At 60.2% G+C, this 21,307-nt stretch carries 17 protein-coding genes and 1 riboswitch; of the genes, 12 read left to right on the forward strand and 5 right to left on the reverse strand.

Annotated features, from left to right (window positions below; all coding sequences use genetic code 11):
• Positions 1–4: 4 nt before the first annotated feature.
• Positions 5–1,063 (reverse strand): MarR family winged helix-turn-helix transcriptional regulator, encoded by a 1,059-nt coding sequence (locus tag PUT78_RS07465; protein WP_274351624.1) that lies wholly within the window; start codon positions 1,061–1,063, stop codon positions 5–7.
• A gap of 341 nt (positions 1,064–1,404) precedes the next feature.
• Between PUT78_RS07465 and PUT78_RS07470 the strand changes: the two genes are divergently transcribed.
• From PUT78_RS07470 to PUT78_RS07505, 8 genes are read left to right on the forward strand one after another with little or no spacing between them, the layout of a single operon-like run.
• The gene (locus PUT78_RS07470; RefSeq protein ID WP_274351625.1) at positions 1,405–2,934 is read left to right on the forward strand and encodes an ABC transporter substrate-binding protein; all 1,530 of its coding nucleotides are present in this window, start codon (positions 1,405–1,407) and stop codon (positions 2,932–2,934) included.
• Positions 2,931–3,446: a DUF3237 domain-containing protein gene (locus PUT78_RS07475; RefSeq protein WP_274351626.1), complete on the forward strand. Its 516-nt coding sequence runs from the start codon at positions 2,931–2,933 to the stop codon at positions 3,444–3,446. The genes PUT78_RS07470 and PUT78_RS07475 overlap by 4 nt, the downstream gene beginning before the upstream one ends.
• Before the next feature lie 20 nt (positions 3,447–3,466).
• The gene (locus PUT78_RS07480) at positions 3,467–4,954 is read left to right on the forward strand and encodes a lignostilbene-alpha,beta-dioxygenase (protein ID WP_274351627.1); all 1,488 of its coding nucleotides are present in this window, start codon (positions 3,467–3,469) and stop codon (positions 4,952–4,954) included.
• The gene (locus PUT78_RS07485; protein ID WP_274351628.1) at positions 4,951–6,594 is read left to right on the forward strand and encodes a GMC family oxidoreductase; all 1,644 of its coding nucleotides are present in this window, start codon (positions 4,951–4,953) and stop codon (positions 6,592–6,594) included. Before PUT78_RS07480 ends, PUT78_RS07485 begins: the two co-directional genes overlap by 4 nt.
• Entirely contained in the window at positions 6,591–7,094 is a 504-nt protein-coding gene (locus tag PUT78_RS07490; protein WP_274351629.1) for a DUF3237 domain-containing protein, read from the forward strand. Before PUT78_RS07485 ends, PUT78_RS07490 begins: the two co-directional genes overlap by 4 nt.
• 12 nt (positions 7,095–7,106) lie before the next feature.
• Positions 7,107–8,609 (forward strand): aldehyde dehydrogenase family protein, encoded by a 1,503-nt coding sequence (locus PUT78_RS07495; protein WP_274351630.1) that lies wholly within the window; start codon positions 7,107–7,109, stop codon positions 8,607–8,609.
• A gap of 16 nt (positions 8,610–8,625) precedes the next feature.
• Positions 8,626–10,077, forward strand: a complete 1,452-nt coding sequence (locus PUT78_RS07500; RefSeq protein WP_274351631.1) for an NAD-dependent succinate-semialdehyde dehydrogenase — start codon at positions 8,626–8,628, stop codon at positions 10,075–10,077.
• A 48-nt stretch (positions 10,078–10,125) separates the two neighbouring features.
• Positions 10,126–11,574 (forward strand): aldehyde dehydrogenase, encoded by a 1,449-nt coding sequence (locus tag PUT78_RS07505; RefSeq protein WP_274351632.1) that lies wholly within the window; start codon positions 10,126–10,128, stop codon positions 11,572–11,574.
• 554 nt (positions 11,575–12,128) lie between these two features.
• Here the strand turns inward: PUT78_RS07505 and PUT78_RS07510 are convergent.
• From PUT78_RS07510 to PUT78_RS07520, 3 genes are read right to left on the reverse strand one after another with little or no spacing between them, the layout of a single operon-like run.
• Positions 12,129–13,196: an amidohydrolase family protein gene (locus PUT78_RS07510; protein ID WP_274351633.1), complete on the reverse strand. Its 1,068-nt coding sequence runs from the start codon at positions 13,194–13,196 to the stop codon at positions 12,129–12,131.
• Complete coding sequence (locus PUT78_RS07515) at positions 13,193–15,085, reverse strand: TRAP transporter permease (RefSeq protein WP_274351634.1); 1,893 nt, start codon at positions 15,083–15,085, stop codon at positions 13,193–13,195. Before PUT78_RS07515 ends, PUT78_RS07510 begins: the two co-directional genes overlap by 4 nt.
• Positions 15,086–15,115: 30 nt before the next feature.
• The gene (locus PUT78_RS07520; RefSeq protein ID WP_274351635.1) at positions 15,116–16,111 is read right to left on the reverse strand and encodes a TAXI family TRAP transporter solute-binding subunit; all 996 of its coding nucleotides are present in this window, start codon (positions 16,109–16,111) and stop codon (positions 15,116–15,118) included.
• Positions 16,112–16,221: 110 nt separating this feature from the next.
• On the opposite strand from PUT78_RS07520, the gene PUT78_RS07525 reads away from it, so the two are divergent.
• Positions 16,222–17,118 carry a LysR family transcriptional regulator gene (locus tag PUT78_RS07525; protein WP_274351636.1) on the forward strand — a complete coding sequence of 299 codons (897 nt, stop codon included), beginning with the start codon at positions 16,222–16,224 and terminating at the stop codon, positions 17,116–17,118.
• Between the two features lie 147 nt (positions 17,119–17,265).
• Here PUT78_RS07525 and PUT78_RS07530 read toward each other — a convergent pair whose 3' ends face one another.
• Complete coding sequence (locus PUT78_RS07530) at positions 17,266–18,069, reverse strand: DeoR/GlpR family DNA-binding transcription regulator (protein WP_274351637.1); 804 nt, start codon at positions 18,067–18,069, stop codon at positions 17,266–17,268.
• Positions 18,070–18,246: 177 nt separating this feature from the next.
• On the opposite strand from PUT78_RS07530, the gene fsa reads away from it, so the two are divergent.
• From fsa to PUT78_RS07545, 3 genes are all read left to right on the forward strand, one after another.
• Positions 18,247–18,900: a fructose-6-phosphate aldolase gene (fsa, locus tag PUT78_RS07535; protein WP_274351638.1), complete on the forward strand. Its 654-nt coding sequence runs from the start codon at positions 18,247–18,249 to the stop codon at positions 18,898–18,900.
• A 110-nt stretch (positions 18,901–19,010) separates the two neighbouring features.
• A complete protein-coding gene (locus tag PUT78_RS07540) occupies positions 19,011–19,787 on the forward strand; it encodes a transglutaminase-like domain-containing protein (RefSeq protein ID WP_274351639.1) in 777 nt (258 codons plus the stop codon).
• A 62-nt stretch (positions 19,788–19,849) separates the two neighbouring features.
• Positions 19,850–20,054: riboswitch (cobalamin riboswitch) on the forward strand.
• A 107-nt stretch (positions 20,055–20,161) separates the two neighbouring features.
• On the forward strand, positions 20,162–21,268 hold the full coding sequence (locus PUT78_RS07545) for a 5-methyltetrahydropteroyltriglutamate--homocysteine S-methyltransferase (RefSeq protein WP_274351640.1): 1,107 nt from the start codon (positions 20,162–20,164) through the stop codon (positions 21,266–21,268).
• Positions 21,269–21,307 lie beyond the last annotated feature (39 nt).

The raw sequence follows: 21,307 nt of genomic DNA on the forward strand, positions 1-21,307 counted from the left end.
TCATTCAGATGTCGGCCTGACGCAGCGCCAGCGTGACCGCGCGCTGCAATGGCACGCGGCTGAATTCGTCGTTTTCAACAATGAACCGCCGGATCAGATTGCGGAATGTGTCGGTATCCTTTCCCAGCACGGCCAGAACTTTCTGAGATGCTTCGAAGGCCAGCGGGTGACCGTCAGTGATCAACTGCTTGCCCGCATCGGTCAGACGCAGAAGCCTGCGGCGACGATCATGGGGATGGGCATCGCGCATAATGAAGCCCCTGCGCACCAGTTCTGTCACCAGTGTCGCTGTGGTCGAACCATCCAGCGCCAGCCAGCGCGCCACGCTGATCTGTTCGACCGGCTGGCCCTTGTCGACAATCCGCAACACACCATAGCGGCGCGGCGTCAGCCGAAGTGATTTTGTTGTTTCGATAAAGACGCTTTCCAGCGTCTGATGGGTGCGGCGCAACAGGAACCCGAAGGCGTTATACAGGTTGGCATGTTCGGGGAAATCCCTGGCGAGCGTGGATTCGGTGCCGAATCTTGTCGTCCCGTCGGGGCGAATCCAGTCGGGGGCATGTGCGGGCACATCATCAATCAGGCGGCGCAGCAGCGCAGCCAGGCATTCGCGTTCCGCTTCGGTGAAGAAACCCAGCAGCCTGGCGTTATTGCGCACAGCGTTGTCACGCGCCAGCATGGCACAGGCGCGGCCCGCGCGGGTGGTTACGATTTCCTTCCTGCGGGCATCCTGGCTGGATTGTTCCCGACGCACGAAACCATGCTCCACCAGACCGTTCACCACCATTGAAATTGTGGTGCGGTCAACGCCGATACGCCGAGCAAGTGTGATCTGATCAATTTGCGGTGTTTCCGAGATTACGACAAGCGATGACATCTGTGTCGGCGTGATTCCCAACTCCCCCAAATCCTCCATGAAGGAGGACACAGCGATCTGGTTCGCCCGACGGATCAGGAAACCGGGGCGGTCGTAAAAGCTCGACAATTCTTCGATCATCGCAAGGTCATTGCCGTCGATATCCGGGCGTGTCTCCGTAAACCCGTCAGTAGACATTTCTTTCATTTTTTTCAGGTATCCTGAACTAATTACCAGTAATATGCGGCAGCATCGTTGCGACGCTGATGATCTTGAACACTAGACAGAAAAATGGCCTTCGCGGCAAGTCAAAAGCGCGCAGGTGCGGCATTGTGCCTGTGCGGTGCACCTGTCGGAGCTGGCGGTGTGGCATGGAAAACGGTGCTTTCCATGTCTGATAGATTGTCGAAAACCTGTCCTGAAAACTTGACTTTAAAAAACATCAGTAATATGAACAATTATGCAAAACGCCGGGTGATCCATCTTATCATCCGGGCGGGCCGCCGCGTGGAGAGGTGCCGCGCAGGGCCATTGTCAGGGAGGGCGAAATGAAATTCACGAAAGCCGCCGTTGCGGCGCTGATTGTTATGTCCATGACGGGACCGGCATTGGCGCGAAGTGACAGTATCAATTCGCCATTCGTGGTTGCGATCAACCACGAGCCGGACACACTGGACCCGTCGATTTCGATCAACACGGTCCTTAGTCGCCCGACGCTTGAAAACATCATCGAGCCCATCGTGGCGCTGGATGCCGAGGGTAATCTTGTGCCGGGCGTTGCGGATTTTTCCTATTCCGATGACGGGACGGTGCTGACCTTCACCATCCGGGACGGCGTGACCTTTCACAACGGAATGCCCCTGACGGCGGATGATCTGATCTTCAGCCATGAACGCATGGCCGAACGTTCGCCGATCTATCAGTCGCGCTTGCGCAATTTCGACCGGGTTGAAAAGCTGGATGAACGCACCGTGCAATTCGTGTTCACATCGGCTGATGTGACCTATCTGCCACCGCGCAACCTGTCGGTGCTGTCAAAGGCCTATTACGATGAAGTGGGCGAGGCGGAATTCGTGGCCAACCCTGTTGGCACGGGGCCTTACACATTGGTCAGCTACACACCCGGCCAGTCGATGGAGATGCAGGCCTTTGAGGGGTATCATGGTGGTGCCCCCGAGGTGAAGAACCTGCGCTTCGTGTTTGTTCATGAGGACAGCACCCGCGTTGCCATGCTGCGCACGGGCGAAGCCGACCTGATACTGAACGTACCCTTCACTGAACGCCATGCGCTGGAACGGGACGGCTTCCAGATCGAGGAAGTCGCGGTCACGCCGACCGTGTCGGTGCAGTTCACCATGAACAACCCCGATGTGCCATGGCATGACGTGCGCGTGCGTCGCGCGGTGGCGCATGCAATCGATGCTGACAGCATCGTGGATGGGCTGTTTGAAGGTGTGCCAAAACGCCACGTCGCCTTCGGCCCGAACGAGATCGGGTTTGACCCCGAACTGGAACATTACGGCTATGACCCGGAGCGCGCAAAAGAGCTTCTGGCCGAAGCCGGGTATCCTGACGGGTTCGACATGCCGCTGATCTGGTGGCGTGGTGAAAATGCGGGTATTCGCGAAACCGCAGAGGTCGTGTCGATCTATCTGCAACAGGTCGGTATCCGGGCCAATGTATCCAGCCTTGATGTGCCGGATTTCGTAGGCAAGATCCGCGCCGCCAAGGGCGAGGGGTCGAGGGAGGCATGGGTCGGGATCACGCCGACACCGCTGGCTGAATATTTCGACCCGACCATCGCGCTGGCCTTCACCTTTTGGTCGCAATCGCCTTTTGCTCAGTGGCAGAACGACGAATTTGACGCATTGGTGGCACAAGCGGTGCAGACCGTAGACCCCGACACACGCGCGCCGCTGGTAGTTGAGGCCACGCGCATTCTGCACGCGGATGTGCCGCAGATACCGCTGTGGAACAATGTGTCCGTCTACGCCATGAAGCCGGGCATTTCCTACACACCTGCACCACGTCATCTTGTGCGTTCTACCATTGCGGATGTGACGTTGAGTGCCGAATGATCACCGTATCCGGGCGGAATTCCGACCCGGATACAACGGCGGAGTCCCGGAAAATGCAGGAACCGGCACTGAAATTGCTGTTCGAGGCCAGCGGTCAGGTCAGCCCGCCCATGGTGATCGGACAGGTCAGGGGGTCGCGTCGGCAGGTCATTCCGATAGAACCTGACGGCCCGTTCGAGGGCGAGCGTATCCGCGGGCGCATGGTTTCGGGCTTTGACTGGCAATGGGTGCGCCCGGATGGCGTGACAGCGGTAGAGGCCACCTATCTGCTGGAAACCGATGACGGGGTGCTGGTCGAATGCCGCAACACTGGCATCCGGCACGGCCCGCCAGAGGTTATGGCCCGTATGGGGCGCGGCGAACTGGTTGATCCGTCGGAATATTATTTTCGCGCGACCCCGGTCTTTACCGCGCCCGAGGGTAAGTATGACTGGCTGAACCGCTCGCTTTTTCTTTCGACAGGCGCGCGTTACCCGGACGGGGTGCGCCTTCGGTTTTATGAGATCACATGACGCCTGGGCGGCGTCCCGAAATGACGAGGCAGATTATGCAACCGTTTCCCGACCACCCGAGTTTTCAGGGCTTCAACAAACCCTCGCGCGTTGAGGCTGACATAAGGGATCTGGAGGTCATCGGAGAGGTGCCCTCAGACCTGGATGGCGTGTTCTTTCGCGTCGCGCCGGATGCGCAGTTTCCGCCCAAGCTGGGCACTGACATCCCGTTCAACGGCGATGGCATGGTGTCGGCGTTCCGGTTCAGAAACGGGCGGGTTGATTTCAAGCAGCGCTATGTCCGCACGGACAAGTTCAGACTGGAACGCGACGCCGGAAAGGCCCTGTTCGGGGCCTATCGCAACCCGCTGGACGACGACGAAAGCGTGAAAGGCGAATACCGGGGCACGGCCAACACCAATGTCGTGGTCCAGAACAAGAAGCTCTGGGCGCTGAAAGAAGACAGCCCGCCGGTGTTGATGGACCCCTGGACGCTGGAAACCGAAGGGTACAGCGATCTTGACGGCCAGATGACCAGTCAGACCTTCACCGCGCACCCCAAGTTTGACCCGAATACCGGTGATATGTGTGCCTTTGGTTATGCCGCCAAGGGCCTGATCACCAAGGACATGGCCTATTACGAGATCAGCCCCGACAACAAGATCAAGCACGAAGTCTGGTTCGAACTGCCCTATTACTGCATGATGCATGATTTCGGCCTGACAGAGGATTACGCCTGTTTCCATGTCGTGCCGATCGTCGGTTCATGGGAACGGCTGGAAGAGCGCAAACCGCATTTCGGGTTCGACACCACCAAAGAGGTTTATCTGGGCATTTTGCCGCGCCGGGGCGATGCAAAGGATATTCGCTGGTTCAAGGCCCCCAACTGTTTCGCAAGCCATGTCATGAATGCCTTCAACGATGGCGAGATGGTGTATTTCGACGTGCCCATGGCCAGAAATAACGGCTTTCCGTTCTTCCCTGATGTCCACGGTGCGCCTTTTAACCGCGCGGAGGCCGCAGCAGTCATGACCCGCTGGGCGGTGAACATGAACGACAAGTCGGATAACTTTCATTCAATGACCCGGCTTTCGGATTTCGTGGGTGAATTTCCACGGATTGATGACCGCTATGCCGCTATGCCCTATCGGCACGGCTTCATGCTGGCGCAGGATCTTGATCGTCCACTGGAATTGCCCAATGGGCGCTCCATGTCCGGGCTGATGCCCAATCTGCTGGGCCATATGGACCATGCCACGGGCAAGACGAAGCAGTATTTCACCGGCACGACATCAACCTTGCAGGAACCGGCCTTCATTCCGCGCCCCGGTTCCGTCAGCGAAGGCGACGGTTATCTGGTCGCGGTGGAGAATGTGCTGGCAGAGCACCGCTCGGACCTTGTGCTGTTTGATGCGATGCGCATTGACGAAGGGCCGATTGCGCGGATGCCGTTGGAATTGCGTCTGCGCGGCGGGTTGCATGGCAACTGGGTGCCTGCGTCAATGCTGCCGGAAAACCCGGCCGCATGAACAGGGGCTACGATCATATCGTTGTTGGTGCGGGGTCGTCAGGCTGCGTGCTGGCCGCGCGCCTGTCCGAAGACCCCGCCGCCCGTGTATTGCTGATCGAAGCGGGCGGGTCCGAAAAACGCCCCAGTGTGGCAATGCCGCTGGCATGGTTCAAGGCGATGAACGACCCTTCGCTAAGCTGGGGTTATGCAACTGAACCCGAACCCCATGCCGATAACCGGGTCATCCCGGTGCCGCGGGGCCGGGTTGTGGGGGGGTGTTCGTCGATCAACGGCATGATGTATTCGCGCGGTCATGCCCGTGATTACGATCTTTGGGCACAAAAGGGGCTGACTGGCTGGTCTTTTGACGAGGTGCTTCCCTATTTCATCCGGTCGGAAGATAACTGGCGCGGGGCATCACGCCATCACGGGGCAGGGGGGCCGCTGACGGTCGCACGGCATCAGACAGATGACATGGTCTATCCCGCCCTTGCCCGCGCGGCGCAGGAACTGGGATATCCCGTGATCGAGGATTTTCACGGCGACCAGCAAGAAGGGTTCTCGACGCCTGATTTCACCGTCCACAAAGGGCGTCGCGGGTCAACGGCTGCGCGGTTCCTGCGCCCTGCGCTGTCACGCCCGAACCTTGAGCTGATGTCGGGGGCGCTGGTGCATCGCGTGCTGGTCGAAAACGGGCGCGCCGTGGGCGTGGAACTATCGCGCGGGGGCGGCGGCAGGACCGAAGTAATCCGCGCTTCGGCCGAAGTGATCCTGTCCGCAGGGGCGTATGGATCGCCGCAGATTCTTATGCTGTCGGGAATTGGCCCTGCGGATGAGCTGCGCGCGGTCGGTGTCGAACCCTTGCATGATCTGCCGGGCGTGGGGCGTAATCTGCAAGACCATGCAAGTGTCGCGCATTTCTATGATGCAGCCGGGAATTTCACCTTTGACCGCGAATTGCGGCTGGACCGGCTGGCGCGTTCGGTCATCCGGTGGCAACTGACCGGGACCGGTCCTGCTGCGGGATTACCGGTCGGGATACAGGGGTTCATCCGCAGCCGCGACGGGCTTGACCGCCCGGATCTGCAAACGCTGATCAGCCCGGTTGCGATGAATAATGACGTGTGGTTTCCGGGGTTGCGCCGGTCGGTCGGATCGCGGTTTTCCGTGGCCAACGTGCTGCTTCACCCCGAAAGCCGGGGTTGGGTGCGGCTGGCCTCAAACGATCCGGCGGCGAAGCCGCGCATCCGCCTGAACCTGCTGGACGCTGAAGCCGACCGCCTGGCGTTCCGCCGCTTTGTTGCTCTGACGCGCGACTTCTTCGCGACAAAGGCCGGGGCATCATTGGTTAAAGGCGCGGTGCTGCCCCCCGATGCCCTGACCAAAGCCGACGCAATTGACGGCTATGTGCGCGCGGCTGTGCGCACCGCGATGCACCCGACCTCTACCTGTGCCATGGGCACGGGGGATGATGCGGTGCTGGACGCGGACCTGCGGGTGCGCGGGATTGATGCCTTGCGTGTCGTGGATTGTTCGTCAATGCCGGATATACCGGGCGGCAACACGCAGGCCCCCGCCATCATGCTGGCCGAGAAGGCCGCCGATCTGATCATGGGCCGTCCCGCGCCCGCCGCCCGTCATCAAGAGGAGGTCGCATGACAACCCCCGATCCGCTGGCACTTATGCATGAACATGCTTTCGACATCCGCATCAATTTCGACAAACGCTGGAGTACCGGACCAATCTATGGTGGGGCGCAGCTGGGTTATACGTCGGTGGGTGTCGGGTCCATGGTTGAAGGACCGCTGCTGAACGGGCAGCTTGTCGATTATTCTGGGGCTGACTGGCCGGTGGTGCGCGCGGATGGTGTGGTGGAACTGAACGCCCATTACATGATCCGGGCGGATGATGGCGCGCTGATCTATATCCGCAATCTGGGATATGTTCACCGGCCCTTGCGCACGCAGGGGCAGGGGCCGGACGATCCGCCCGATGTACCCGCCTATTTCCGCTGCACCCCCTATTTCAAGGCCCCGGAGGACGGCCCCCATGCATGGCTGAACCGCACAGTGATTGTGGGCGTGGCCGTGCGCAAACCCCATGTGACCCCGGATGATCCGCCGGACCATTCGCTTTTTCGCTATTACGCCATCCGCTGAGGGAAACCTGATATGAACCAGATGTTCGACCCTGCCCGCCCAGATGCGCTGTGCGCTGAACTGGCTGCCGCCCCCCGCAAATTGCTGATCGACGGTGCGTTCCACGACGCAGAGAAAGGTCAGGTGCTTGACGTGATCGACCCTGCCACGGGCCGGAAATTCGCCGAGGCCACTGCCGGGGGCGCGGCGGATATTGACGCAGCTGTCATGGCGGCCCGTCGCGCGTTCGACGATGGTCGCTGGACCGGGCTGCCACCCGCGCGGCGTCAGGATTTGCTGCTGAAACTGGCTGATCTGATCGCGCGCGATGCTGAAGAACTGGCGCTGCTTGAAACTATGGATAACGGCATGCCCTTCATGATGGCGCGCATGGGCGGGGCCATGGGCGCTGTTGGTATGCTGCGCTACTTCGCGGGCTGGGCCACCAAGGTAAGTGGCGAAACCATCACCCCTTCATGGCCCGGTGAATGGCTGGGCTATACGCGGCGCGAACCGGTGGGCGTGGTCGCCGCGATCACCCCGTGGAATTTTCCACTGGCAATGGAAGTCGGCAAACTGTCGGCAGCGCTGGCTGCAGGCTGCACTGTGGTCCTGAAACCGGCTGAACAGACGCCCCTGTCCGCAGTGAAACTGGGCGAGTTGATCTGCGAAGCAGGCTTTCCCGATGGTGTGGTCAATATTGTCACCGGTACAGGTGCGGAAGCTGGCGCGCCGCTGGTTACCCATCCCGGTATCGACAAGATTTCCTTCACCGGATCGACCGTGGTGGGCCAACATATTCTGCGCGAAAGTGCGGGCACCATGAAGCGGGTGACACTGGAACTGGGCGGCAAGTCGCCCACCTTCATTTTCGCGGATGCCGATCTTGGTCGCGCCATCCCGGCGGCAGCGCAAGGGATATTCGGCAATGCCGGACAGGTCTGCGCGGCGGGATCGCGGCTGTTTGTGCATGAAAGCGTCTTTGATCAGGTGATGGAGGGGATCACCGAACGCGCAAAAACCCTGAAAATCGGCGCAGGTCTGGAACCGGGAACCGAGATGGGCCCGCTGGTCAGTGCCGTGCAGCGCGACCGGGTGATGGGCTATATAGACGCGGGGCGCAATGCGGGCGTAAGCCTGCTGACCGGTGGTGGCACATTGGGCGAGGGTGGATATTTCGTCGAACCCACAGTGCTGGTTGAACCGGGTGCGCACTTGTCGGTTGTCCGTGAAGAAATCTTTGGCCCGGTGCTTTGTGCCATGCGCTTTGGCGACGATGACCTTGACGCGCTGGCCGCGCGCGGCAACGATACGCAATACGGTCTGTCTTCGGCCATCTGGACGCAAGACATCACCGCCGCCCATAAACTGGCCAATCGGCTGCGCGCGGGAACTGTGCGCATCAACGGTTCCGGCCCGCCCGATCCCGCATTGCCGCTGGGCGGCTATAAGGCATCTGGCTTCGGGCGCGAAAACGGGCGCGCGGGGCTGGAAATCTTCACTGAACTCAAGACGGTCACCGTCTCGCTCAACTGACGCCATGGAGGGCATCATGAACACCACGATGAGAGAGGCCGACACCTATCCGGTCCTGAAACTGCATATTGACGGCGAATGGATCAAGGCGGGCGCCCGCCGGACCTTCGATGTGCTGAACCCCGCGACCGGGGCCGTGCTGGCACATCTGCCGCTGGTCGATGCCAGTGATCTGGACAGGGCACTGGATGCGGCTGACCGCGGGTTCAGGCTATGGCGCAAATCCACGCCAGAGGAACGCGCGGCGGTTCTGAACGGTGCGGCGCGACGGCTGCGCGAGCGTGCTGATACGATCGCGCGCAATGCGACGCTGGAAGAAGGCAAAACCTTCGCTGAAACCCGGCTGGAAGTGATGGTCACTGCCAACCTGTTTGAATTCTACGCGGGCGAAGCCAAGCGTACCTACGGCCGCGTTCTGGTGCGACCCGAAGGCCAGCGTTCCATTGTTGTCAAGGAACCTGTGGGGCCGGTCGCGGCCTTTGCGCCGTGGAATTTTCCGATCGCGAACCCCGGCCGCAAACTGGGAGCGCCGATTGCTGCGGGCTGCTCGGTTATCCTGAAACCCGCCGAGGAAGCGCCAGCTTCGGCCATGGCGGTGGTGGAGACGTTGGTGGATTCCGGCCTGCCCGCCGGTGTGTGCCAATTGGTCTTTGGTGTGCCCGACGAAGTGTCGCGCCATCTGCTGGCCTCGAAAGTCCTGCGCAAGGTCAGTTTTACTGGCTCTACGGTGGTAGGCACCCACCTGATGAAGCTGGCCGCCGACAATGCATTGCGCACGACGATGGAACTTGGCGGCCATGCGCCGGTTGTAGTGTTTGATGACTGTGATTTCGACCGGACAATCAACATGCTGACAACAGCCAAAATCCGCAACAGCGGGCAGGTTTGCGTGTCGCCCACGCGGTTCTACATTCATGAAAACATTCATGACCGGTTTGTTGCGGCAATCAGCGAACGGCTGTCGCAGGTCAAGGTCGGGAACGGGCTGAACCCCGATGTGCAGATGGGGCCGATGGCCAATGCGCGCCGCCCCGAAGCGATTGAGGGGCTGTTGCAGGACGCGGTTTCAAAAGGGGCCGAAATCCGCACAGGGGGTGAGCGTATCGGCAATGAGGGGTTCTTCTTTCAGCCCACTGTGCTGGCCAATATGTCGAATGACATGCGGATCATGAATGAAGAACCTTTTGGCCCCGTCGTGTCCATACTGCCGTTCCGTGACTTTGACGAAGTTGTTGCGCAGGCCAACAGGCTGCCCTTCGGACTGGCCGCATATGCGTTTACTGAAAACGGGCGGCTGGCCAACCGAATCGGCGCAGCTTTGGAAAGCGGCATGGTCGGGATAAATGCAGTGGTCATGGCCGCGCCCGACAGCCCGTTCCAGGGCGTCAAGCATTCCGGCCACGGGGCCGAGGATGGGCCCGAAGGGGTTGAGGCGTGCCTCGTCTCGAAGGTCATACATCAACTTTGAGTGTTTCATCAGAAGGTCGGGGATCGCCCGGCCCAAGGAGGACGAAAAATGAAGATCGACATGCTGATTGACGGCGCACCCGTCAGTGCGAAAAGCGGCAAGACCTATGAACGTATCGACCCGTTCACTGGCGAGGTTGCGACAGTCGCGGCGGCAGCGACCGCTGATGATGTGCCGGGGATCGTTGCATCCGCGCAGGAAGCGTTTGAAGGCTGGTCCCGGACCGGGCCGAACGCGCGCCGCAAGATCCTGAACAAGGCCGCTGATATTCTTGAAAGCAAGGTGGATGAATTCACCAGACTGATCATCGCGGAAACCGGTGCAACTGGGCCTTGGGCCGGGTTCAACGTGGCGTTTGCGGCGGGGGTCTTGCGCGAAGCGGCGTCGATGACTACCCAGATCACGGGCGAGATCATTCCGTCCGACAAGGCCGGTTCCATGGCGATGGGCCAGCGCAAGCCGCTGGGCGTCTGTCTTGGCATGGCGCCATGGAACGCGCCGGTCATCCTGGGGGTGCGCGCGATTGCGATGCCGCTGGCATGCGGCAACTCGGTCATTCTGAAGGCGTCAGAGGCATGTCCAGGCACGCACCGGCTGATCGGGGATGTACTGGCGGAAGCCGGGTTGCCCAAAGGTGTGCTGAATGTGGTGACCAATGCCCCCGAAGATGCCGCCGATCTGGTGGCAGCGCTGATCAGCCATGATGCGGTGAAGCATGTGAACTTCACCGGGTCTACGGCTGTCGGGCGGATCATCGGCCGGCTTGCGGGTGAGAACCTGAAGCCCGTGCTGCTGGAACTGGGCGGCAAGGCGCCGCTGGTTGTTCTGGATGATGCCGATATTGACGGTGCGGTGAATGCCGCCGTGTTCGGGGCGTTCATGAATCAGGGCCAGATCTGCATGTCCACCGAACGCATTATCGTGGACGAAAAAATTGCCGATGATTTCGTTGCGAAACTGTCTGCGCGGGCCGCGTCGCTGCCTGCGGGCGATCCGCGTGGCAAGGTGGCGCTTGGCGCGCTGATATCCGAAGCCGCCGCCGAAAAGATGGACTCGCTGGTGGATGACGCTGTGTCGAAAGGCGCGAAGCTGACCGCAGGCGGTGCGCGCAAGGGCGCTGTAGTGCCCGCCGGTGTACTTGACGGGGTCACGCCCCAGATGCGTATCTACCGTGAGGAGAGCTTCGGCCCGGTCAAGTCGGTCATCCGCGTGAATGGCGATGACGAAGCGGTGCGCGTGGCCAATGACACGGAATACGGCCTGTCAGCGGCGGTTCATGGCGGGGATCTGAAGCGTGCGATGGCCGTGGCTGACCGGATCAAATCCGGTATCTGCCATATCAACGGGCCCACTGTATCGGACGAGGCGCAGATGCCCTTTGGCGGCGTCAAGGCGTCGGGGCATGGCCGGTTCGGCGGCAAGGCCGGGATCGACGCCTTTACGGATTGGCGCTGGCTTACCATCGAAGACCCGCACAAACAGCATTACCCGTTCTAAGTCGCAGTCAATGCGTGCCGTGTTCATTCGCATTCACGCGGGCACGCATTGACGTATTGTTTTACCAGTAAAAGCTCGGAACTGGATATCACTTCCAGGAGACATGCGTTGAGTTGGAGCATAATCGCTTCAAGCCGAAACCGCGCCCTTGGCGAGTGGCTACTGGCATGAAGGGGGCGCCCATAGGCACGGAATCGATGGCGCAGCCTGCTGCGCCATCAGTGGGCCGTCCCGCGGCCTGCCGATACCGCCAGCGACAGGCCAAGCCTTGGATGTCGGGGTATTCCGCCTGCATAAAGTGAACTTCTAAAACGTGGGACCGGCAATCCCCAGCCCACCGCTGGCTTGATCAAAGCGGTAACGTTCCCTTCAGGCCAGAACCGACCCGCGCTTGCGTGGAACCTGATATGGTCGGACGACAAGCGTGATCGATGGCTGGCTGAAGCCGCCGACCGTCCGGGGCGATGGCGCTGCGGACGGTTTTTTTGTGGTGAACCTGTAAAGGAAAGGGGGGGGGCGGCAATTCAGGTGCCGCCCCTGTCAGCTGTGTCAGATCAGATCTTGAAGACCTTGCGCGCGTTGTCTTCGAAAAATGCTTTCTTGATCGCGTCATCTACGTCCATATGATCGAAGACGCCAACCTCGCCCTGAACGAACTGCCACGGATAATCCATTGCGTACATCATCCGGTCTTTGCCGATCACGTCCTGCACGTATTTCACCGGCGGCGTCCAGCCCACACCAGAAGAGGTGTAGTAGAAATTATCGCACAGATAGTCCCATGCCCGACGCTTCAGCGGCTGAACATTCGGGTAGCGCCCGGTTTTTGAGATATGTCCGTGCATATAGTCGATTCGGTAGAGCCAGTAGGGCAGCGCCTCGCCGCAATGGCCCAGAACGATGTTAAGTTTGGGGAACCGGTCGAACAGGCCCGACACCACAAGCCGCAGCGCATGCAGTCCGGTTTCGCAGGCAAACCCATAGACTGCGGCGTCCAGCCCGCGCGGCAGGAACGGATCGATCATGTCGGCGGGTGGCGTGTTGGGGTGCAGATAGATCGGCACATCCAGCGCCTCGGCGGCTTCAAACAGGCCCCAGTATTTTTCATCGTCCAGATAAACGCCCATCGTGTGGGAATTCAGGATACCGCCGCGCAGGCCCAGTTTGGTCACGCCGCGCTCCAGCTCCTTCTCGGCCTGACCAATATCCAGCGGTGAAAATGCGGCAAGGCCGACAAAACGGTTGGGATGCGCCGCGATCCCTTCGGCAAGCATGTCATTGGCCATGGTAGCAAGCGCGCTTGCCTGCGCGGGTTCAAACACCTGCACACCGGGTGATGACAGGGCGAGCACGGCCATGTCTATGCCGCTTTCGTCCATGTCCCGCAGCCGTTCGTCACCCAGCGACTGAATGCGCCGGTTATGGGCGCGCGCCTTGTCGGTGGTGGATTTGCCGAAAAACCCCCACAGGCTGCGGAACCCCGGGTCGGTTATCGTGCCATCGTCCAGACCCTTGATGTACAGATCCATGATTTCCGGCGGCAGCCATGCTTCCTCGGCCGCGATCCGCTTATAGGGTGGGTTTTCAACACGCGGGGGCATGGCGGGATAGCGTTCACTCATTCAGTGTTTCCTTCAGGTTTCAGGCGCAGCGCGCCATCGGTGTGCGTGCCTTCACGGCGCGCGATGAAAATAGCCGCGACCACACCCAGGATGGCGATGATCAACGCCGCCGTGGATGCGGGTGGAATAACGGCAGTCGTGGCCCCTATGGCCAGCGCAAGCACCCCTGCACCCAGCCTTCGCACCCTACCGCCATAGGCGCGGGGATTTGCCAGAACTTCGGCCAGCAGGAACCCGGCGACGCCCACAGTTGCGACCGATACGGCAATTTCATGCCATGTACCCTGCCAGACCAGTGCGGGGTTCAGGGCAAAGACGAAGGGCAGCAGATAGGCCGTGATTGCCAGTTTTATGCCGGTCACGCCGGTCTGCCACATGTCCGACCCCGCGATGGACGCAGCCGCATAGCTGGCAATTGCGACCGGCGGGGTCAGCATTGACAATAGTCCGAAATAGAAAATGAAAAGATGCGCGGACATCTGGGCCACGCCCGCCTGCACCAGCGCAGGCGCAAGCAGGACGGAAATTACCACATAAACCCCGGTTGTCGGCATTCCCACGCCAAGGATTATCGCAAGCGTGGCTGTTGCCGCCAGCAGCGCAAGCACCCCCCCCGCGGCGGCGATTTTGCCAAGCGCCAGCGTCAGGGCGAATCCCAGACCGGTGACATTGATGGTGCCGATCACGATACCCGCCACCGCACTGACAAGGATCACCGGAATCAGCGTGCGCCCTGATCTGGCAAGAATATCTGCAAAGAACCTCAATGACAGCATTTCACGCGGTGTGCGGATCAGGTTCAGCGCCAGCGCACTGATGGCCGAATAAAGCGCGGCCTTGCCGGGGCTGTAGCCCAGCACGAACAGAAACCAGATCAGCACACCAAGGGGTGCTATCAGGGGCCATGCCCCGGCCAGCGCGCCGCCCACGCGGGGCAGGTTTTCGCGCGGCTCGCCCATGATCCCGTGGGCGGCCGCAAACCGGTCCACCTGACGGTAAAGCAGGTAGTAATAGAAGGCTGCGGGCAGGAATGCGGCAACGACTACATCAGCATATCCCACCTGCAGGAATTCGGCGATGACAAAAGCTGTCGCCCCCATCACCGGCGGTGCGATCTGTCCGCCGTTTGACGCCACGGCCTCGATGGCGGCGGCATGGCGTGACGGGAAGCCTGCGCGTTTCATCATCGGAATTGTGACAACGCCGGTGGACATGACATTGGCGACTGTTGACCCGGACAATGTGCCAAACAATGACGAGGCAAGGATCGCGACCTTCGCGGGGCCGCCGCGCCTGTGCCCCATCAGCGCCATGGCCAGCCGCGTCATTGCATCGGACCCGCCAACAGCGGTCAGCACCACACCAAAGACGACGAACCCCAGAATCTGGTTTGCCGCCACATTCAGGACCAGACCGGGCACACCGTTGGAGTCGCTATAGATGTACAGCAGGTAACGCGCGGGCCGCAGATATGCGCCTTCAAATATTCCCGGCCCCAGCCAGCCCAGAAACCCGTAGGCCATGAAAATCAGCCCGAGCACGGCCAGAACCAGACCGCAGTTGCGCCGCGTCGCCTCCACAGTTCCGGCGATGGCGATCAGCGCAGGCACCCATTTTTCCGGCCCGCGGATATGCGCCGTAAGCAGCCAGCCTTCATAGTTCCAGGCCAGCCATAGCCAGCCGGACATCGCCAGAACGCCGAATGCGACATCCGGCCAGCGCCACAACCCATTGCGCGGGGCGGCAAGGAAACCGGCAAGAACAGCCACGCCAAGCACTGTGGCCAGATATTGCTCGGTGATGACAACCATGCCCAGACGCGCGGGCAGGTCCAGAATCCACGCGATTCCCAGCACCGGCAACAAGGCGGTGATAATGCGACTGCTCACAATGGTTCCCCCGGTGCTCTGGTGCCTGACTTATTCCAGCCCGGTTTCGCGCACTTCGTTCTCGTCTGACCAAAGCCCCCGGTCCTTGAAGAACGCGACTGCAGCCGGGTGGTAGGGCACCGTATTGGTGGGGGTGGACAGACGGTCCTGCGCCGCTTCGGCCAGCGGTGGATAATCCGCTTTCAGGCCGGGCAACGCATCGTACAATGCTGTCAGGATCGCAGTCGCATCCGCGTCTGAAAGATCGGACGACACGGTAATAAAGACATCATAGGCCGAAACTGTCACCGGTTCGGTGATTTCGGGCATGCGCGGGTTCGGGGCAATTTCCGTCAGGTAGACGCCATTGAAGATGCTGTCCAGGTTTTCATCCGTGGCACCTGCGCCCGTGATCGACAGATACCGGATGCCGCCGGGAATGGTCGCATGTGCCTGCTGGGTCAACGGAATGCCAACTGCCACGCCTGTCGCATCGACATTGTCCTCAATCAGTGCGTTGATGCCCTGTTGCAACCCGGCGACGGTCACGCCTTCGACGTCATCGACCTGCAGCCCGCCTGCTTCAAGAATGGCGGTGTTCACGCGGCCAGTTGCGGCCTGCGCGGAAAAGCTGGTGATGACGCGCTTGCCGGCCAGGTCGGCCACTTCGGTCATCCCGCTGTCGGCGCGCACGGTTAACGCCTGACGCAGGGGCCACAGCCGGGCCAGCACCCGCATACCGGTATAGGGGTCATTACCGTACTCGCCACGATACCATGCCCCCACATCAATAGAGGAATTCAGCCCCAGCGTCACCTCGCCCGCGTCGATCAGTGGTATGTAAACTGATGAACCGGTGAACGGTTGCACTGTTACCTGACGCGCCAGCGTTTCCTGCAAAGCGGCGGCCAGCCCGCCCGCAATGGTGTAGTACAGCGTTCCCTGCGGGTTGGTCCCGATGGTGATCCGTTCTTGTGCCGTGGCCGGTACGGTTGCGGCAAATGTTGAAGCTGCGGCAATGGCCGCGATCAGAAATCGTTTATACATGTGATCCTCCCAGACCGGGCGGGTAGGGCCCCGCCGCGATAAAAGGCTACCATTGGTTGATTGAATGATTTAATGAATATTAAAAGATTATTTATGCAGTAAGTATATGAATGGCGATCAATCATCTTACGCTGCGCCAGCTTCAGGCGATCAAGGCGATCTATGATACTGGCCAGGTTTCGGCGGCGGCCGAACGGCTTTCGGTTTCGCAATCCTCGGCCAGTGTGCTGCTCGGGCAGGCGGAGGCGACACTGGGCGCACGGCTTTTCGACCGGTCTACGCGGCGTGTCGTGCCCACCGAAGCGGTCGAGCAGATCATTGGTATCGTGACACGTATTATGGGGGATGTGTCGGCCATCGGCACCGCGATAACCGATCTGCAGGAACTGGAGCGTGGCGTTCTGCGCATAGCGGCGACGCCTGCCACGGGCATTGCGCTTCTGCCCCCCACGGTCAAACACTTCATCGCCGCCTATCCCCGCATTGCGCTGGACATGAATGATTGCGCCCCGGATCAATTCTTCCCCCTGATCCGCGAAGAGAAGGTGGATTTCGGCCTTGGCATTCCCCCCCATGACCGTGCTGAATTCGACTGGCGGCTATTGCACCACGACCCGATTTATCTGGTGTGTCGTCGGGACCACCGGCTGGCGGCGCAGGAAACCGTGCGCTGGCGCGATCTGGACGGCGAACCGCTGATTGCACCGCGCCGCAATTACGGCGTGCGCACGCAGATCGAGGATACACTTCGCTCTGTCGGCGCGACCGCGAATCTGCGGGTCGAGATCGGCTTTCTTTACAGTGCCGAATGGATGATTGCGTGTGGCATGGGGCTCGCGGCGTTTCCTTCGCGGCTGGCGGGGGCGATCAATGACCCGGATCTGGTAGTGCGCCCGCTGGTCGATCCGGTTGTCACCCGGTCAATGGCGGTGATTTCAAAACGCGGGCGGTCGCTGTCACCCTCGGCACAGCGTTTCGTTGATATGCTGGCGCGTGATTTGGCGTGAAAGAGATGCCAAAAGGCGCGGAGCAAGGCCGCAGGTGGCCCGCGCTATCGGCGGACCCCGGCCCGCCGATAGCGCGGGCTTGGTTCATTCCCCAACGCCACCCGTTCAGGCCAAATGCAGCAGTCATGTGGTGCGCGCCGGTGATGGCTATTCCTGTGATGTTGCCGTTTCAGCCGCGGTGGATGATGCTGTGGGGGCAAAGGTCAGGCTTATGCCCGCGCGCGCCAGCACGGTCATGGTTTCATCATCCGGCGGGCTGTCGGTAATGACGGTATCGAATTCGGACAGTCCCGCCAGCCGGTGCAATGCTGTGCGGCCAAAGCGCGTCTGATTGACCAGCAGGCACCGGTGCTGCGCGGCATCCATCATCGCGCGTTTTGCGCGAATAACGGCGTCATTCATATGAAACACATCCAGCCCTGCGGCCGCCGGAACCGAAATAAAGGCGATATCTGCGCGCAGGTGCGATAGTGCGTCTTCGGTGACCACACCGAAATAGGCGTGGTATTTTGCCGAATATACCCCGCCCAACGCAATCAGCCCAAGGCCCTGCTCGGCGCGGTGCTGGTCGATGATGGCGGCGTTATTGGTGATGACGGTCAGCGGTCTGTGCGCCAGCAATCCGGTTCCCAGACCTGCGGCTGTGGACCCGTCATTGACCATGACTGTCATGCCCGGTTCAACCAGTTCCAGTGCGGCGTTGACCATGGCGGTTTTCGCGGCCAGCCCCTGTTGGGCGCGAAAACGGAAATCGCTTTCGAACAGGGTTCCGGCCTCGATTGTGGCGCCACCCCTGATCTTGCGCAGCAGGCCCTGGGTTTCCAGATCGTCCAGGTCACGGTGAATTGTCATTCTGGACACCACAAAGCGTTCGGCCAGATCATCCATATCGACAGCACCATGACGCACCAGAAGGTCCATGATGGCTTGTCGGCGGTCGTCGCGTTTCATTGGCGTTGTCCCTGTTTCCGCATAAATATAACATAGGTATCATCTAAAACAACAAAAATTATGTGATTTTGTTGTTTATTGTTGTTATTATCTTGTTTCCTGCCTATGTTCGCGGAAACATCATCAGGCAGGCCCTTTACCCTGCTGACCGCCCGCTAACCCAAAGGAGATGCTGGAATGAAATTCTTTGTTGATACCGCCGTGATCGCAGATATTCGCGAACTGAATGATTATGGCCTGCTGGACGGGGTTACCACCAACCCGTCGCTGATCGCCAAATCCGGCCGCGATTTCAAAGAAGTGATTGCCGAGATCTGCGGGCTTGTTGATGGGCCTGTATCTGCCGAAGTGGCCGCGATGGGCTTTGACGGTATGGTGGCCGAAGGCGAGCATCTGGCGAAGATTGCGTCAAATGTCGTCATCAAGCTGCCGCTGACGCTGGACGGGCTGAAGGCCTGCCGCCATTTTGCGCGCAACAGCATACGTACCAACGTGACACTGTGCTTTTCACCCAATCAGGCGTTGCTGGCGGCCAAGGCAGGCGCTACCTATATCTCGCCCTTCCTTGGGCGGCTGGATGATCTGGCGCTGGACGGGATGGAACTGATCCGCGACATTCGTGTTATCTATGACAATTACGGGTTTGAAACCGAAATCCTTGCTGCGTCCATCCGGTCGGCCAACCATGTCAAGGAAGCGGCCCTTGCGGGTGCAGATGTGGCGACCATTCCGCCTGCGGTGATCCGCAGCCTTGCAAACCATATGCTGACCGATAAGGGGCTGGAGCAGTTCGCCAGGGACTGGGCGGCGACCGGGCAATCCATCCTGTAGGTGCCGCGCCATTCCGGCGGTCATGTGAATAGTCCTTTCGCGTCTGCGCCATGTCAGATAGGGCGTTTCTGCGTCGTATCTGGCGTGCCACCTGAAACGGACAGTCACCAATGCGCATCGCCATCGACGTCACCATGGATTATCAGCTTGCTGGCGCAGAAACGGTTCTGCTGACCCTCGATGCGGCTGAAACCGACGGGCAGAAGGTACTGCAAAGCGCGCTGGACATTGCCGATGCGACCCTGCATCGCATTCCCGGCGAGGGCGGCACAGGCGCACGGGTTTGCGCGTCTGTAACAAGCGACCGGCTGAAGCTGCGTTACAGCGCGGTGGTGGATGTCACCCGTTCCGAAATCATGCTGGACGCCCTGCCACAGGCTGGACTGGGGGCCCTTCCGCCAGAAGCGCTAAGTTGTTTGCGCCCGTCCAGATTCTGCCAGTCCGATCTTTTTGTGCCGTTCATGGGCCGCAGGTTTGGCCATCTGAAGGGCGGGGCCAAGGTGATTGCGATACGCGACTGGGTGAAGGCGGAAATCGCCTATGTCAGCGGGAGTTCCACCCCAACGACGACCGCCATGGAAACATTTGTGTCACGCGAAGGGGTCTGCCGGGATGCAACGCATCTGTTCTGCGCGCTGGCGCGGGCGGCGGGTATTCCGGCGCGCTATACCTCTGTCTATGGCGCGGATGTTCACCCGCCCGATTTTCACGCGGTCGCGCAGGTCTGGCTCGACTCGGCATGGCATTTCATCGATCCGACCGGCATGGTCGCCGCTGACGGGGTGGTGATTATCGGCTGTGGGCGCGATGCCGCGGATGTGGCCTTTATGGAAACCGCAGGGAATGCCTATGTTGTCAGTCAGAATGTGCGGGTTACGCGGCAATAGGCATTTCCGCCGGTGCCTCCCCCTCCTCCTGCGCGATATGTTGACATGTGGCGGCGTTCCATGCCTATTGGCGTTTGTCATGGTTCCCCGCAGCAATGCGGGGATGTAAAAGGGAAGCCGGTGCGGATTGCCATTCAATTCCGGCGCTGGCCTCGCAACTGAAAGCGGCGCGCGCGGCTGAAATACCTTCGGGATCAGTATGTCCCGCGAAGGCCAGCCAAGCTGCTATCCGCAAGCCAGAAGACCTGCCTGACAGGAAATGACACCCACAGGCGGCGGGCCTTGGGATGCATGCGCGATGAAGGGCAGGTTGCGACCTGTCGCATTCTGCTGTGTCCCGCACCTGACCGCTGACTGAAAAGAGGGACTAAACCTTGACACCCACCACACCCACACCGCCATTTCGCGCCGACCATGTTGGCAGTCTGTTGCGCCCTGCGGCGATTGCCGACGCCCGCAAGGCGGGTTTGACCGGGGCGGAACTGACCGCAATTGAAGACCGCGAAATTCCGGCGCTTGTACGCATGCAGGAAGATGTCGGCCTGAAGGTGGTCACCGATGGCGAAGCGCGCCGCGCCTTCTGGCATTATGACTTCATGGGCATGCTGGACGGGCTGGACATCATTGAAACCGGCAGCGATGCGCTTGGGTTCAAGGGCGCAACCATAAGTCAGGTGCCGCAGATCACGGCAGAACTTGATTTCCCTGCGGATCACCCGATGCTGGAGCATTTCCGCAAACTGGCACAGATGACCACGGTCTGCCCGAAGATTTCGATTCCCGGCCCGTCGGCGGTGCATTTCCGCGTGACCCCGGACAATAACAAACACGCCCCCTATGCCGATCAGGACCAATTCATGGCCGGTATTGCCGCGACCTATAAAAAGGCCGTGCAGGCATTTTATGCGGCGGGATGCCGGTACCTGCAACTCGATGATATTTTCTTTGCCTATCTGGGCGACGAAAAACAGCGGGCGATCCGCGCAGCCATGGGGCAAGACCCTGATTGGCTGATCGACCGCTATGCATGGATGCTGGAAGAAGCCATCAAGGACCGTCCTGCCGATATGATCATCGGCATGCATATGTGCCGCGGAAATTTCCAGTCTACTTTTGTGGCTACCGGCGGGTATGATGCGGCGGCGGATGCGATTTTCAACCGTACCAGTGTGGATGTCTATTTCATGGAATATGACACTGACCGCGCAGGCGGGCTGGAACCGCTGGCATTGCTGCCGAAGGGGAAAAAACGTGTTCTGCCCGGTTTCATCACCACAAAAACCCCCGAGCTGGAAAGCATGGACAGCCTGCGCCGCCAGTTTGATGCGGCGTCAAATTTTGTGGATATGGACCAGCTGGGCATTGCGCCACAATGTGGTTTTGCCTCGACCGAGCATGGCAACAAGATCACCGAGGATGACCAGAAGCGCAAGCTGGACCTTGTGGTCAGACTAGCGCAGGACTTGTGGGGCGAGGTCTGAATATATGAAATTGCGGCGGGCACACCGGCCCGCCGCAAT

It is taken from the genome of Roseinatronobacter alkalisoli (genome assembly GCF_028745735.1).
Classification (GTDB): Bacteria; Pseudomonadota; Alphaproteobacteria; order Rhodobacterales; family Rhodobacteraceae; genus Roseinatronobacter; species Roseinatronobacter alkalisoli.